A 14,500-nucleotide genomic window follows, 5' to 3' on the forward strand; every position below is an offset into this window, starting at 1 on the left:
CCCACAGGGGCCCTGACGGAGAGCCATGGCGACCGACACCCGAGCCGGGCAGGCGATCTACAATCCGCGGACGCTGCAGATCTACGACCTCGTCGTGCTGCGCCTGTCGAACCCCCTGATCTGGCGGTGCCCCACGGCGCGGATCCTCGATCTCTACGACCGGCACGCGGGCCTCGCGCATCTCGACGTCGGGGTCGGGACCGGCTGGTACCTCGACCGGTGCCGCTTCCCCGCGCCCGCGCCGCGGATAGGCCTGATGGATCTCAACGCCGACAGCCTCGCCTTCGCGGCCGACCGGATCGCGCGCTACCGGCCCGAGACCTACCGGGTCGACGTGCTCGGCGCCCCGGCCACCGGCATCGCGCCGTTCGACTCGATCGGGATGACCTACCTGCTGCACTGCCTGCCGGGCGACATCGCCGCGAAGGCCAAGGCCTTCGACACAGTGCGGCCCTGCCTGGCCGACGACGGCGTGGTGTTCGGCGCCACGATCCTGTCGGGCGGCGTCCCGACCACGGGCGCGGCGCGGGCGCTGATGCGGGTCTACAACCGCAAAGGGGTGTTCTCGAACGCCGCCGACACGCTGCCGGAGCTGCGCGCGGCGCTGGACCGGCGGTTCCGGTCGGTCGAGATCACGGTCGTCGGCTGCGTGGCGCTGTTCGTGGCGCGGGAGCCACGCTGAGCCGGTTGCCGTTTGCCTCAAACGTCCTTGCGAGCGGAGCGAAGCAATCCAGGGCAGCGCGACATCGGCGAGCGTGGCGGCGTTGGGTTGCTTCGCTCCGCTCGCAACGACGCGGCGCGCACGAAAAAGGGCGCCCGCGGGCGCCCTCATCCGATGTGCCGAGTCCCTGAAAAAATCAGGCGGCGGCGGTCTTCACCGGCACGCCCTTCTCGGACAGGAAAGTCTGCAGCTCGCCCGACTGGAACATCTCGCGGGTGATGTCGCAGCCGCCGACGAACTCGCCCTTCACGTAGATCTGCGGGATGGTCGGCCAGTTCGAGAAGGCCTTGATGCCCTCCCGGATCTCCTGATCGGCCAGGACATTCACGCCCTTGAACGGCACGCCGAGGTAGTTGAGGATCTGCACCACCTGCCCCGAGAAGCCGCATTGCGGCATCTGCGGCGTGCCCTTCATGAACACCACCACGTCCTGGGAGGCGATCTCGTTCTGGATGGTCGTGTTAGCGTCGGTCATCGCTCTGTCCTTGTTCGTCGGTCGTATGTGAGGTCTGAGTCAGCGGCGCGCAACCGATGTAGCGATCGTACGAAGTGCGCGCTCTATGTCGAAAGTCTCGGTCAGAAGGTGCTCAGGACGGATCGGGCAGGCCTCCGGCAGCCCCGGGAGCAGCGCGTTCCCATAGGCGCCGAGACCAGCCTCGGCCGCCGTGACGGCGGATTTCCAAATCCTGTTCCAGTTCAGCCTTTGCTGCATCGACGCTTCGTAGGTGTTCCAGGCGGTGATCTGGAAAGTCGCGATCTCCTCCCGCCAGTGCAGGCTGGCCGGTGCGAGCGGGGCGGATGCGCGCTTGAGGAGGTGGGCGAGCGTCTGGATCATCAGACCTTCGACGGCCCGCAGATGCGAACGCCCCACGCTCTCGATCTCCTCGGCAACGTTCTCCCAATCGACCGCGTTCGACAGCTCAGGTCGTTCGGCCAGCGCGCGCAGGGCCGCCGCCTGCTCCTCGGCCCAGGTCACGATGTCGTCGTCGTAGAGACTCGGTCGGTCCATCGGGAGCGCTCCCGCGAGAGGCCTCAATCCTGCGGGACGCCCGTGGTCAGCGCAAGGGCGTGGAGCACGCCGCCCATCCGGCCCTGGAGGGCGCCGTAGACCATCTGGTGCTGTGCCACCCGGGTCTTGCCCTTGAAGGCCGCCGACAGGACGGTGGCGGCGTAGTGGTCGCCGTCGCCCGCGAGGTCGCGGATCTCCACCTGCGCGTCCGGCAGGGCCTCGCGGATCATGCGCTCGATCTCGCCCGCATCCATCGGCATCGGGAAACTCCTGGGATTAAGGGATCAGGACGCCGGCGCGGCCGGCTGGCTCGCCATGTAGGTGGGCAGCCAGCCCTCGTACGCCGCGGTGAGGTCGGCGAGCGATATGGTCTCGCCGCCGGGCAGCGTCAAACGGTCGGAGCCCGCGACGCCGACCGAGGCCGCCGCCACGCCCTGGGCCGCGGCGACCGCGAGCAGGTCGGTGGCCGCCTCCGGCCGCACGGCCAGCAGGTAGCGGCCTTGGTCCTCGCCGAACAGGTAGGCGTGGGGCGGCAGGTCCACCGGCACGTCGGAGAGCGCCGCGCCGATGCCCCCCGCCATCGCCATTTCGGCGAGCGCGACGGCGAGGCCGCCATCCGCGAGGTCGTGGACCGTGTCGACGGTGCCCGCCTGGATCAGGCCGCGGACGAAGTCGCCGTTGCGGCGCTCCAGCGCGAGGTCGACGGGCGGCGGAGCGCCCGCCTCGCGGCCCTCGATCACCGACAGGTAGGCCGACTGGCCGAGCCAGCCCTCGCTCGCACCGATCAGCACCAGCACGTCGCCTTCGCGCTTCAGGGCGATGGTCGCGTGGCGCGCCACGTCGTCCAGCACGCCGACGCCGCCGATGGTCGGGGTCGGCAGGATGCCGACGCCGTTGGTCTCGTTGTAGAGCGAGACGTTGCCCGACACGACCGGGAAGTCGAGCGCCCGGCAGGCCTCGCCGATGCCCTGGAGGCAGCCGACGAGCTGGCCCATCACCTCGGGCTTCTCGGGGTTGCCGAAGTTCAGGTTGTCGGTGATGGCGAGCGGCTTGGCGCCGACCGCGGTGATGTTGCGCCACGCCTCGGCCACGGCCTGCCGGCCGCCCTCGACCGGGTCGGCCTCGCAGTAGCGCGGGGTGACGTCGCAGGTGAGCGCCAGCCCCTTCGGCCCGTCCTCGACCCGCACGATGGCGGCGTCGCCGCCGGGCTTCTGGACGGTGTTGCCTAGGATGAAGTGGTCGTACTGCTCGAAGACCCAGCGCTTCGAGGCGAGGTCGGGGGAGCCGACGAGGCGCTTCAGCGCGTCGGTGAGCGAGGCCGGGGCCGCCACATCGGCGGCCGCGATCACCGGCTGGTGCGTGTTGGCGAGGTGCGGCCGGTCGTAGAGCGGGGCCTCGTCGCCGAGCTCCTTGATCGGCAGGTCGGCCACGGTCTCGCCGTGCCATTTGATCACGAAGCGCAGCGTGTCGGTGGTCCGGCCGATCACCGCGAAGTCGAGGCCCCATTTCACGAAGATCGCCTCGGCTTCGGCCTCCATGCCGGGCTTGAGCACCATGAGCATGCGCTCCTGGCTCTCGGAGAGCATCATCTCGTAGGGGGTCATGCCCTCTTCGCGGGCCGGCACCTTGTCGATGTCGAGCTCGACGCCGAGGTCGCCCTTGGCGCCCATCTCGACCGCGGAGCAGGTGAGGCCGGCCGCGCCCATGTCCTGGATGGCGATGACCGCGCCCGAGGCCATCAGCTCCAGGCAGGCCTCCAGCAGCAGCTTCTCGGCGAAGGGGTCGCCGACCTGCACGGTCGGGCGCTTCGACTCGGATTCCTCGTCGAACTCGGCCGACGCCATGGTGGCGCCGTGGATGCCGTCGCGGCCGGTCTTGGAGCCGAGATAGACGATCGGGTTCCCGACGCCGGCGGCGGCCGCGTAGAAGATGCCGTCGGTGCGGGCGAGCCCCACCGCCATGGCGTTGACCAGGATGTTGCCGTCGTAGCGCTTGTGGAAGCCGGTCAGGCCGCCGACGGTCGGCACGCCGAAGGAGTTGCCGTAGCCGCCGACGCCCGCGACCACGCCCGAGACGAGGCTGCGGGTGCGCGGATGGTCGGGGGAGCCGAAGCGCAGGGCGTTGAGCGCCGCGATCGGCCGCGCGCCCATGGTGAAGACGTCGCGCAGGATGCCGCCCACGCCGGTCGCCGCGCCCTGGTAGGGCTCGATGTAGCTCGGGTGGTTGTGGCTCTCCATCTTGAAGACGCAGGCGTGGCCGTCGCCGATGTCGATGACGCCCGCGTTCTCGCCCGGCCCCTGGATCACCCACGGCGCCGAGGTCGGCAGCCCGCGCAGGTGCTTGCGGGAGGACTTGTAGGAACAGTGCTCGTTCCACATGGCCGAGACGATGCCGAGCTCGGTCAGCGTCGGGTCGCGCCCGATCAGGCCGCGGAAGCGCTCGTACTCGTCCGGCGTCAGGCCGTGCTGGGCCACGAGCTCGGGGGTGATCGGAACGTCGTTGCGGAACATGGGCGGTCTCGACGAGGGCGGTCCGGGAGCCCCGGCAGGGCCCTCGACCCGATGCGCGACCCGAACCGGGCCGCGCGCGGCGACGGTGACGGATTAGTGCGTTCCGCCACCGCGTTGCAATACGCCGGCCCTGCTGGCCGTGTATGGGTGCCGGTCACGCGGCCGGCGGATGGGCCAGAAAATCGGCGATCGCGGCCACGAACCTGTCGCCGTAGGCCTCGCGCTTGCGCTCGCCGACCCCGTGGACGGTGCGCAGCGCCCAGAGATCGACGGGCTTCTGGCGGGCCATCTCGATGAGGGTCCGGTCCGGGAAGACCATGAAGGCCGCGATGCCCTCGGCCCGGGCGAGCGTGGCGCGCAGGCCGCGCAGGTGCTGGAACAGTGCCTCGTCGGTCTCCGAGAGGGCGATCTCGCCGTCCTCGCGGGCGGCGGCCCGGCGGCGCTCGCGGGATTCGGTCTTCGGCTCCGGATCGGGGCGGAGCTGGACCGGCTCCCGGCCGAACAGGATCGCCTCGCCCTTCTCGGTCATGGACAGGCCGCCGTAGCCGTCGGCGTTCTCGGCGATCGCCCCGGCGGCGAAGAGCTGACGCAGGATCGCCCGCCACGCCGCCACCGGCTTGTCCGCCCCGACCCCGAAGGTCTTGAGGCTCGCGTGGCCGTTGCGGCGGATCTGGTCGCTCTCCTTCCCGTGGACCACGTCGCAGATATACGCCGCGCCGAAGCGCTGGCCGGTGCGCACGATCGCCGACAGGATCTTCTGGGCCGGGACCGTCCCGTCCACGAGGGTGACGCCGCCGCGGCACAGGTCGCAGCGGCCGCAAGCGCCGCTCGACTCGCCGAAATAGGCGAGCAGCGACTGGCGGCGGCAGGTGGCGCCCTCGCACAGGGTGATCATCGCCTCGAGCTTGCGCCGCTCGACCCGGCGGCGGTCGTCCGAGATCTCCTTCTCGTCGATCTGGCGGCGGCGGAGCGCCATGTCGTCGAGGCCGTAGAGGGTCAGGGTGTCGGCGGGCAGCCCGTCGCGGCCGGCGCGGCCGATCTCCTGATAGTAGCCCTCGACGTTGTTGGGCATGTCGGCGTGGCAGACGAAGCGCACGTCCGGCTTGTTGATGCCCATGCCGAAGGCGACGGTGGCGGTCATCACCACCCCGTCCTCCTGCAGGAACCGGTCCTGGTTCGCCATCCGCGTCGCTTGGTCGAGGCCGGCATGGTAGGGCAGGGCGTCGAACCCGTCCTTCCGGAGGGTCTCGGCGAGCTGCTCGGTGCGCTTGCGCGACGAGCAGTAGATGATCCCGCTCTCCGCGCGCCGGTGCTTCAGGAACCGCTCGATCTGCCGGGCCGGGTTGTCCTTGGGCTGGAAGGTCAGCCGGATGTTCGGCCGGTCGAAGGAGTGGACGAAGATCTTCGGGGGCCGGTCCTGCGGGAACAGGCGCTCGGCGATCTCGGCGCGGGTCGCGGCGTCGGCAGTGGCGGTGAGCGCCAGGGTCTGGACGTTGCCCAGCGCCGTCCGGGCGCGGGCGATCTCGCGGTACTCGGGCCGGAAATCGTGCCCCCACTGCGAGACGCAGTGGGCCTCGTCGACGGCGAGCCGCCGGACGCCGGCGCCGCGCAGGGCGTCCATGCAGCCGTCCATCAGCAGGCGCTCGGGGGAGACGAACAGCAGCCGCAGGTCGCCGGAGCGCAGGGCGCGCCACGTCTCGCGGGACTCCGACTCGGCCACCGTCGAGTTGAGGGTCGCGGCGCGGATGCCGACGCTGCGCATCTGCTGGACCTGATCGTGCATCAGCGCGATCAGCGGCGAGACCACCACGGTGAGTCCCGGATCGACCAGGGCCGGGAGCTGGTAGGTCATCGACTTGCCCGAGCCCGTGGGCATCACGGCGAACACGTCGGTCCCGTCGAGCACCGCGCCGATCACCTCGTCCTGGCCGGGGCGGAAATCCTCGTAGCCGAACGTCTTCTTCAGCGCGGCGCGGGCCTCGTCGAGGCGGGTCATCGGGATCCTTGGTCGGGTGTCTGCACCGGGCTTGCGGCGCGGATGTGTAGACACTAGCCTCACCTGTCTACACGGAGGCGACCGTGCCGCTCAACATCCGCAGCGAAGTGGTGAATCAGCTGGCCGAGAAGCTGGCATCGCGGGCCGGCGTGAGCAAGACCGAGGCGGTGCGGATCGCGCTTCAGAACGAGCTGGATCGGCGGGAAGAGTCGCTGACCGAATTTCTGGAGAAGATTCGCCCGATACAGGAGGCCCTTGCCGCCTACCCGAAGACCGGCCTCAAGGCCGACAAGACCTTCTACGACAGCCTCTATGAGGACTGATGTTCATCGATGCCTCGGCGCTGGTGGCGATCCTGTGCCAGGAGCAGGAATATGAACGGGTGGCAGATTGTCTCCGCCAAGCTCCGCATCGTCTGACCAGCGCCCTCGCCCAGTTCGAGGCTGTCTTGGCGGTGGCTCGCATTCGGTCGCTGCCGCCTGAGACCGCCGAGAGACTCGTGAACAGCTTCCGCGAGACGGTCGGTATCGGGATGGTCTCCCTCGGCCTTGCAGAAATCCGCATCGCCGTTGCGGCCCATGCCCGCTACGGCAAGGGCCGCCACCCGGCGCACCTGAACCTCGGCGACTGCTTCGCCTATGCCTGCGCACAGGTGCACGGCGTGCCGCTGCTCTATGTCGGCGACGATTTCCCGCAGACCGACATCCGCTCCGCCCTCGCCTGAGGCTTCAGCCCCCGTGGAACTCGGCCACGTGCTGGGCCACGATCGCGTCGAAGGATTCATCCGCCCGGAAGCCCAGGGCCAGGGCGGCCTCCGGCTCGAACGCCTCCGGCCAGGAGCCGACGATCCGCGCGATGGTGGCGTCGGGTTCGTGCCGGATCAGCGCCGCTGCCTTGTCGCCCGCCGCGCGGCGCAGAGCCTCGATCTCCTCCGCCACCGTCGCCGAGACGCCCGGCATGGTCAGGCTGATCCGCGGGCCGATCGCCGCGAGGTCGAGCCCGGCCGCGTGCGTGAGGAAGCCCACCGCCGCCGCCGGGCTGGCGAACCAGTGCCGCACCGTGTCGGGCACCGGCAGGATCGCCTCCTGGCCGGCGAGCGGCTCGCGGATAATGCCCGAGAAGAAGCCCGAGGCCGCCTTGTTGGGCTTGCCCGGCCGTACGCAGATCGTCGGCAGCCGCAGGCCGATCCCGTCGAGGAAGCCGCGGCGCGCGTAGTCGGCGAGCATCAGCTCGCCCATGGCCTTCTGGACCCCGTAGGAGGAGGCCGGGCGCAGGATGTGGTCGTCCGGGATGATCTTGGGGAAGGGCGGCCCGAACACCGCGAGCGAGGAGGTGAAGACCAGCTTCGGCCGGTAGCCGTCCGCCGCGCTGGCCGCCCGGATCGCGTCGAGGAGCAGGCGGGTGCCGTCGAGGTTGACCCGGTAGCCCAGCTCGAGGTTCGCCTCGGCCTCGCCGGAGACCACGGCAGCGAGGTGGAAGATGACCCCCGGCCGCTCGGCGATGGCGGCCTCGGCGGCGCCGGGCGCCGTGAGGTCGGCGGCCTCGGCCCGCACCGGACCGGAGAAGCCCTCGGGCGCCGCGGGCGGGACCACGTCGAGGAGGGTGAGGGCGGTGAGCGGCACACCGCCGACCCGGCCATCCCTCACCAGGGCGTCCACGAGGCGGCGGCCGATCATGCCGGCGGCGCCGAGAATCAGGGCGTGCATGGAAAACCTCCCGTGGAGTTGTGGCGTCAGGCCATCATGTCGAGGGCGCGGCCGAAGAAGTCGGAGCCGCCGAAATTGCCGGATTTGAGGGCGAGCAGCATCGGCTCGGGCCGGCCCGCCGTGCGCAGCACCGGCACGCCCGCGGCGATCTCCGGCCCGAGCAGGAAGGCCGTGAGGCCCAGCCGGTCGACCACCGCGCCGGAGGTCTCGCCGCCGGCGACGACGAGCCGGCGCACCCCGCGGGCGACGAGGCCCTCGGCGATCGCCGCCAGCGCCGCCTCGATGGCGTGGCCGGCCGCATCGACGCCGTGGGCGGCCTGGAGCGCGCGCACCGCCTCGGGCGGGGCCGAGGTGGCGATCAGCACCGGGCCCGAGGCCAAGTGCTTGTCCGCGAAGGCCAGGGCCTCGGCGACCACGTCGTCGCCTGCGAGCAGCCGCGCCGGGTCGAGGCGCAGCACCGGCATGATCGTTTCCGCGGCGGCGACCTGCTGGAGGGTCGCCTGCGAGCAGCTGCCGGCGAGGCAGGCGGAGGCGCCACCCACCGGTTCGCCCACGGCCGCGCCGGCAGCGTCCTGGGTTCCCCGCCCGTCGGCCGCGAGCGCCCGGGCGAGGCCGAGGCCGAGGCCGGACGCGCCGACCGAGAACTTGCGGCTGACGATCGCCCGGCCGAGCACTTCGAGGTCGCTGTCGAAGATCGCGTCCGCGATGGCGGCGCCCATGCCCTCCTGCGCGAGGGCGTCGAGGCGGGCGGCCACGGCCTCCGCGCCCCTCGACACCGTGGCGGTGTCGATCAGGCCGACGGGACTGCCGCTCTGGCGCCCGAGCACGCGCACGAGGTTGGCGTCGCGCATCGGGTTGAGCGGGTGGTCCTTGAGCGGGCTCTCGTTCAGCGGCACCGAACCGACGAACAGGTTGCCCTGGTAGACGCTCCGCCCCGTCTCGGGGAAGGCCGGCGTCACGAGGGCGACGGTCTCTCCGGCCTCGGCCCGCAGGGCGTCCATCACGGGACCGATATTGCCCGCATCGGTGGAGTCGAAGGTCGAGCAGACCTTGAACATCACGTGGGCCGCGCCCCGAGCCCGCAGCCAGGCTTCCGCCTCGCGGGAGCGCGCCACGGCCTGGTCGGCGGGGATCGAGCGGCTCTTGAGGGCCACCACCACAGCGTCGGCCTCCGGCAGCGACCGGCCGTCCTCAGGCACGCCGATGGTCTGGATCGTGCGCAGGCCCGCCTTGGTCAGCGTGTTGGCGAGGTCCGAGGCGCCCGTGTAGTCGTCGGCGACGCATCCCAGCGCGAGGCTCATCGGGCGCTCCCCTTGTAGGCGGCGAGCCAGCCGAGGCCCGCGACGGTGTCGGCGGCCGGAATGTACTCGCAGCCGACGAAGCCGCGGTAGCCGAGCCGGTCCAGCTCGTCGAACAGGAAGAAGTCGGCCATCTCGCCGGTCCCGGGCTCATGCCGCTCGGGCACGCTCGCGGTCTGGACGTGGCCGATGAGCGGCATCAGGGCGCGCAGCCGCACGGTCACGTCGCCGTGCAGGATCTGGCAGTGGTAGAGGTCGAACTGGAGCTTCAGGTTCGGCAGGGCGAGGTCGCGGATCAGGTCGGCCGCGCGGCCGAAATCGTTGAGGAAATAGCCCGGCATGTTGCGGCCGTTGATCGGCTCCAGGACGAGGTCGAGGCCGACCGGCGCCAGCCGCTCCGCCGTCCAGGTCACGGCCCGGCGGTAGGATTCGACCGCCCTGGGATCGTCCCAGGGGGCGAGGCCCGCCATGAGGTGGAGCCGGCCGACGCCGGTCGCCTCGGCGTAGCGGAGCGCCGTGTCGACCCCCGCCTTCAGCTCGTCGAACCGCTCGGGGAAGGCCGCGATCCCGCGCTCGCCCTCGGCGAAGTCCCCCGGCGGCAGGTTGAACAGGGCCTGGGTCAGGCCGTTCGCCCGCAGCCGCGCGCCGATGTCGTCCGGCGCATGCTCGTAGGGGAACAGGAACTCGACGGCGTCGAACCCGGCCCGGGCCGCGGCCTCGAACCGGTCGAGGAACGGCACCTCGTTGAACATGAGGCTCAGGTTGGCGGCGAAGCGCGGCATGGTTCTGTCCCCTCAAGCCTTCTCGGGCAGCTTCGCCCCCGAGACCTGGGCGTAGAGCCGCGCCACCGAGGCGTCGTCGTCCCGGCCCATGCCGGCGCCCGACGCCATCAGGAACATCTGCAGGGCCGCCGCCGCCACCGGGACCGGGTACTTCTCGGCCCGAGCCATGTCCTGCACGATGCCGAGATCCTTGACGAAGATGTCGACCGCGCTCTTCGGGCTGTAGTCGGCGTCGAGGATGTGCGGCACCCGGTTCTCGAACATCCAGGAATTGCCGGCCGACTTGGTGATCACCTCGTAGACGCGCCGGAGGTCGAGCCCCTGCTTGGCCGCGAAGGCCATCGCCTCCGAGGCGGCGGCGATGTGAACGCCCGCGAGCAGCTGGTTGATCATCTTGAAGGCCGCGCCCTGGCCGGCGGCGTCGCCGAGCTCGTAGAGCGTGCCCGCCATGGCATCGAGGGCGGGCCGCGCCTTCGCGAAGGCCGCCGCCGAGCCCGAGGCCAGGAAGGTGAGCCCGCCATCCGCCGCGCGGGCCGCGCCGCCGCTCATCGGGGCGTCGAGGTAGTGGCGGCCGGTGGCTTCCAGCCGGGCCGCGAGCGCCCGGGCAATCGCCGGATCCATGGTGGCGGAGGAGACGAACACCGCGCCCTCGGGCATCGCGGCGGCGGCGCCGTCCTCGCCGAACAGCACCGCCTCGGTCTGGGCGGCGTTGACCACCACGCTCACCACCACGTCGGCGTCACGCGCCGCCTCGGCGGGGTTCGCGGCGCCCCGGCCACCGGCCGCCTCAAAGCGGGCGACCGCCTCCGGGTTCACGTCGCAGGCGGAGACCGCGAAGCCCGCCCTCAGGAGCGAGCCGGCCATCCCGGAGCCCATGGAGCCCAGGCCGATCACCGCGGCGCGGGGTGTTGCGTTGGTCATCGGGGACGGCTCCTGAAGCTGGGAAAGGGCGCCTCGGCGTCGCCGCTCGAAGCGCGGGTCCCCTCTCCCGTGCGGGAGAGGGGCCAAGTCGCGCCCGGATCAGAGGTCAGCGGTTGACCATCCGGGCGGGTGTGACGAACACGCAGACCGCGCCGACCACCAGCATGGCGGCCAGCGCGTAGAGGCCCGTGGCGGTGCTGCCGGTGGCGTCCCGCAGCGCGCCGATCACGTAGGGGCTGACGAAGCCCGCGAGGTTCCCCACCGAGTTGATCAGCGCGATGCCGGCCGCCGCGCCCGCGCCGCTGAGGAACGCCGTGGGCAGCGACCAGAACAGGGGCGAGCAGGTCAGCACGCCGGCCGCCGCCACCGACAGCGCCGCGATGGCGAGCGTCGTCGAGCCGGCATTGGCCGAGACCACGAAGGCGACCGCGCCGATCAGCGCCGGGATGATCAGGTGCCAGCGGCGCTCGCGCATCCGGTCGGCGGAGCGGCCGAGCAGGATCATCACGATCGCCGCGCAGACGAACGGGATCGCGCTGATCAGGCCGATGTTGAAGTTGCCCTGTACGCCCGACGCCTTGACGATCGTCGGCATCCAGAAGGTCAGCCCGTACTGGCCGGTGACGAAGGCGAAATAGATCAGGCTCATGAACCACACGCGGCCGTTGCGGAACACGGTGGCGATGGAGTGCGGGCTCGACTCTTTGCCCTGGTTGTCGGCCGCGATGTCGCGCTCGAGGAGCTGCTTCTCGGCGTCGGTCAGCCACGTGGCCTCGGCGGGGCGGTTGTCGAGGTAGAAGAACACCGCGAGGCCGATCAGCACCGCCGGCACTGCCTCGATCAGGAACATCCACTGCCAGCCCGACAGGCCGTGGGCGCCGTTGAACGCGTCCATGATCCAGCCGGAGAGCGGGTTGCCGAAGATGCCGGAGATCGGGATCGCCGCCATGAACACGGCGATCACCCGGGCCCGGCGATGGGCCGGGAACCACGAGGTCGTGTAGAGGATGACGCCCGGGTAGAATCCGGCCTCGGCGAGACCGAGGAGGAAGCGCATCCCGTAGAAGCTCCACTCGGAGTTCACGAACAGGAACGCCCCGGAGATTACCCCCCAGGTGATCATGATCCGGGCGATCCACACCCGGGCGCCGACCCGGTGCAGGATCACGTTCGAGGGCACCTCGAACAGGAAGTAGCCGAGGAAGAAGATGCCGGCGCCGAGGCCGTAGACCGTCTCGGAGAATTTCAGCTCCTGGGACATCTGGAGCTTGGCGAAGCCGACATTCACCCGGTCGAGATATGCCACGACGTAGCAGAGCATCAGGAACGGCACGAGGCGCCAGAACACCTTCGCGTAGGTGCGGTCGGCGAAGGACTTCTCGTCCGCGGGTGCGGTGGCGCCCCCCAGCGGGGCGGCTTGAACCGACATGGCGTACTCCCTGGTCCGGGCCGCACGGCTGCCGGACATTGCTCTTCACCGCTCGTCGGGCGGCGCTGGGGCGGTGCCATATCGCCTTTTGGCAGCGCTGCCAATCCGGTTGTGCGAGATAATGCAGGCCGCTATGTCAGTCGTGGATCGACGCGGACGGTCTTCCCATTCCTGCCTTATGCCGAGGCGCTGCAGCGTGGCGGAGGCCTCCTTCGGGGCCCGCTTCGCGGTCGTCTCAGGATGAGGGAAGGACGCCGGGAGGTTCGACGGGCGTCGTGAAAAAAAACCGCGCCGGGAGAGCGGGGCCATGGACGACATCCAGCCGCCGGGGCGGCTCGTCACCCTCACCGACGTCGCCCGCGAGGCCGGGGTCGGCGAGAGCACGGTCTCGCGGGTACTGCGCAACCACGGCTCCTACTCCAAGCGCGCCGGCGAGCGGGTGGCGGAGGCGGTCGCCCGTCTCGGCTACGTTCCGAATCGCCTCGCCGGCAGCCTCGCCGGCCAGGGGGCGAGCGCGCGGCTCGTGGGGGTCGTCATCCCGTCGCTCGCCAACGTGGTCTTCCCCGACCTGCTGCGCGGCCTCACCGCCGCCCTCGACGCTGACGGCATCCCCTGCGTGATCGGAGTGAGCGACTACGACCCGGACCGGGAGGAGGCGCTGGCCGCCGCGCTCCTCTCCTGGCGGCCGGCGGCGCTGCTGCTCACCGGGCTGGAGCACAATCCCGGGACGGTGGCCCTGGCGAAGGCCGGGGGCGTGCGCGTGGTCGAGATGATCGACACGGACGGGGAGGGGATCGACGCCGTGGTCGGCTTCTCCAACCGCGCCGTCGGGGCGGCGAGCGCCCGCCACCTCGTGGCGCGCGGGTACCGGCGGATCGGCTATCTCGGCCACGACCTCGCGGTCGACCTGCGCGCGGGCAAGCGGCTCGCCGGGTTCGAGGCCGCGCTCGGGCAGGCGGGTTTGGCGCTCCACGGCAAGGAGATCCGGACGGGACCGTCCTCGCCGGCCTCGGGCCGGGCCGGGCTGGAGGCGCTGCTGGCGCGCGTGCCCGATCTCGACGCGGTCTACTTCTCCAACGACGACATGGCGCTCGGCGGCTACTTCGCCTGCCTGTCGGCGGGGCTGGCGGTGCCGGGACGGATCGCGCTGTTCGGCTTCAACGGGCTCGACTTCGCGGCGGCGATGCCGCAGCCCCTGTCGACGGTGCGCACGCCGCGCCTGGAGATCGGCCGGCAGGCCGCCGCCTGCCTGACCGGCGCAGGCCCGAGAAGAATCGATCTCGGATTCGAGCTGATCGAGGGAGCGACCGCATGAGCGACGAGAGCCGACTGCGCGAGGAGATCTGCCGCTACGGCCGCTCGCTGTTCGAGCGCGGCCTGACGCCGGGCTCGTCGGGCAACATCTCGCTGCGCTTGCCCGACGGCGGCTGGCTGGTGACGCCGACCAACGCGTCGCTCGGGTTCCTCGACCCGGCGCGGATCGCGCGGCTGGACGATGCGGGGCGGCTGGTCTCTGGCGACAAGCCCACCAAGGAGATCCCGCTGCACAGCGCGCTCTACGAGAGCCGGAGCGAGGCGAAGGCCATCGTCCACCTGCACTCGACCCACGCGGTGGCGGTCTCGATGCTGCCGGAGGTCGACCCCAGGCAGGTGCTGCCGCCGCTGACGCCCTACTACCTGATGCGGACCGGCGGCACGGCGCTCGTGCCCTACTATCGCCCGGGCGACCCGGCCGTGGCGGACGCGATCCGGGGCTTGGCGGGAAAGTACAGCTCGGTGCTGCTCGCCAATCACGGCCCGGTGGTGGCCGGCGACAGCCTGGAGGGCGCGGTCTTCGCCACCGAGGAGCTGGAAGAGACCGCCAAGCTCTACCTGCTCCTGCGCAACCTCAACCCGCGGCAGCTGAGCCCCGGGCAGGTGGCCGATCTGGTGAGCCATTTCGACCTGACCCTGCCGGAGCCGGACGACCATGCCGGGCACGATCACGAGTGAGGGCGGTGGGTCCGCTCTCCCATCAGACCACCTCATCCTGAGGTGCGAGCGCAGCGAGCCTCGAAGGAGCCCTCCAGACGCCGCCGCGATCCCTGAGCCCTCCTTCGAGGCCTCCGCGACGCTCCGGCACCTCAGG

General features: G+C 71.2%; 15 protein-coding genes. 5 read left to right on the forward strand and 10 right to left on the reverse strand.

Annotated features, from left to right (window positions below; genetic code table 11):
* The first annotated feature begins 25 nt into the window (after positions 1 to 25).
* Positions 26 to 682 (forward strand): class I SAM-dependent methyltransferase, encoded by a 657-nt coding sequence (locus ASG32_RS06095; RefSeq protein WP_056523511.1) that lies wholly within the window; start codon positions 26 to 28, stop codon positions 680 to 682.
* A 175-nt stretch (positions 683 to 857) separates the two neighbouring features.
* Here the strand turns inward: ASG32_RS06095 and grxD are convergent, their stop codons facing one another.
* The 5 genes from grxD to recQ form a co-directional block, all read right to left on the reverse strand.
* Positions 858 to 1,196 carry a Grx4 family monothiol glutaredoxin gene (gene grxD / locus ASG32_RS06100; protein WP_010685583.1) on the reverse strand — a complete coding sequence of 113 codons (339 nt, stop codon included), beginning with the start codon at positions 1,194 to 1,196 and terminating at the stop codon, positions 858 to 860.
* Positions 1,197 to 1,235: 39 nt separating this feature from the next.
* Complete coding sequence (locus tag ASG32_RS06105; RefSeq protein WP_056523514.1) at positions 1,236 to 1,730, reverse strand: DUF29 domain-containing protein; 495 nt, start codon at positions 1,728 to 1,730, stop codon at positions 1,236 to 1,238.
* Positions 1,731 to 1,753: 23 nt separating this feature from the next.
* Positions 1,754 to 1,990, reverse strand: a complete 237-nt coding sequence (locus ASG32_RS06110) for a BolA family transcriptional regulator (protein WP_007568343.1) — start codon at positions 1,988 to 1,990, stop codon at positions 1,754 to 1,756.
* Positions 1,991 to 2,014: 24 nt separating this feature from the next.
* Entirely contained in the window at positions 2,015 to 4,240 is a 2,226-nt protein-coding gene (gene purL / locus ASG32_RS06115; protein WP_056523516.1) for a phosphoribosylformylglycinamidine synthase subunit PurL, read from the reverse strand.
* Between the two features lie 154 nt (positions 4,241 to 4,394).
* Positions 4,395 to 6,236, reverse strand: coding sequence for a DNA helicase RecQ (gene recQ, locus ASG32_RS06120; protein WP_056523517.1), 1,842 nt, complete (start codon positions 6,234 to 6,236; stop codon positions 4,395 to 4,397).
* Positions 6,237 to 6,319: 83 nt separating this feature from the next.
* Between recQ and ASG32_RS06125 the strand changes: the two genes are divergently transcribed.
* Both ASG32_RS06125 and ASG32_RS06130 read left to right on the forward strand, forming a co-directional pair.
* Positions 6,320 to 6,559, forward strand: a complete 240-nt coding sequence (locus ASG32_RS06125) for a type II toxin-antitoxin system VapB family antitoxin (protein ID WP_056523518.1) — start codon at positions 6,320 to 6,322, stop codon at positions 6,557 to 6,559.
* Positions 6,559 to 6,960, forward strand: a complete 402-nt coding sequence (locus ASG32_RS06130; RefSeq protein WP_056523520.1) for a type II toxin-antitoxin system VapC family toxin — start codon at positions 6,559 to 6,561, stop codon at positions 6,958 to 6,960. Before ASG32_RS06125 ends, ASG32_RS06130 begins: the two co-directional genes overlap by 1 nt.
* Positions 6,961 to 6,964: 4 nt before the next feature.
* Here ASG32_RS06130 and denD read toward each other — a convergent pair whose 3' ends face one another.
* The 5 genes from denD to ASG32_RS06155 form a co-directional block, all read right to left on the reverse strand.
* Positions 6,965 to 7,942: a D-erythronate dehydrogenase gene (denD, locus tag ASG32_RS06135; RefSeq protein WP_056523522.1), complete on the reverse strand. Its 978-nt coding sequence runs from the start codon at positions 7,940 to 7,942 to the stop codon at positions 6,965 to 6,967.
* A 26-nt stretch (positions 7,943 to 7,968) separates the two neighbouring features.
* The gene (gene otnK / locus ASG32_RS06140) at positions 7,969 to 9,243 is read right to left on the reverse strand and encodes a 3-oxo-tetronate kinase (RefSeq protein WP_056523524.1); all 1,275 of its coding nucleotides are present in this window, start codon (positions 9,241 to 9,243) and stop codon (positions 7,969 to 7,971) included.
* A complete protein-coding gene (gene otnI / locus ASG32_RS06145) occupies positions 9,240 to 10,022 on the reverse strand; it encodes a 2-oxo-tetronate isomerase (RefSeq protein ID WP_056523527.1) in 783 nt (260 codons plus the stop codon). Before otnI ends, otnK begins: the two co-directional genes overlap by 4 nt.
* A gap of 12 nt (positions 10,023 to 10,034) precedes the next feature.
* On the reverse strand, positions 10,035 to 10,943 hold the full coding sequence (gene ltnD, locus ASG32_RS06150) for an L-threonate dehydrogenase (protein WP_056523529.1): 909 nt from the start codon (positions 10,941 to 10,943) through the stop codon (positions 10,035 to 10,037).
* Between the two features lie 106 nt (positions 10,944 to 11,049).
* Positions 11,050 to 12,372 (reverse strand): MFS transporter, encoded by a 1,323-nt coding sequence (locus ASG32_RS06155; RefSeq protein ID WP_082557765.1) that lies wholly within the window; start codon positions 12,370 to 12,372, stop codon positions 11,050 to 11,052.
* A 307-nt stretch (positions 12,373 to 12,679) separates the two neighbouring features.
* Here ASG32_RS06155 and ASG32_RS06160 point away from each other — a divergent pair, with 307 nt between their 5' ends.
* On the forward strand, positions 12,680 to 13,687 hold the full coding sequence (locus ASG32_RS06160) for a LacI family DNA-binding transcriptional regulator (protein ID WP_056523531.1): 1,008 nt from the start codon (positions 12,680 to 12,682) through the stop codon (positions 13,685 to 13,687).
* A complete protein-coding gene (locus tag ASG32_RS06165) occupies positions 13,684 to 14,364 on the forward strand; it encodes an aldolase (RefSeq protein WP_056523533.1) in 681 nt (226 codons plus the stop codon). The genes ASG32_RS06160 and ASG32_RS06165 overlap by 4 nt, the downstream gene beginning before the upstream one ends.
* Positions 14,365 to 14,500: the final 136 nt, after the last annotated feature.

This window comes from Methylobacterium sp. Leaf361, from assembly GCF_001424445.1.
Lineage (GTDB): Bacteria > Pseudomonadota > Alphaproteobacteria > Rhizobiales > Beijerinckiaceae > Methylobacterium.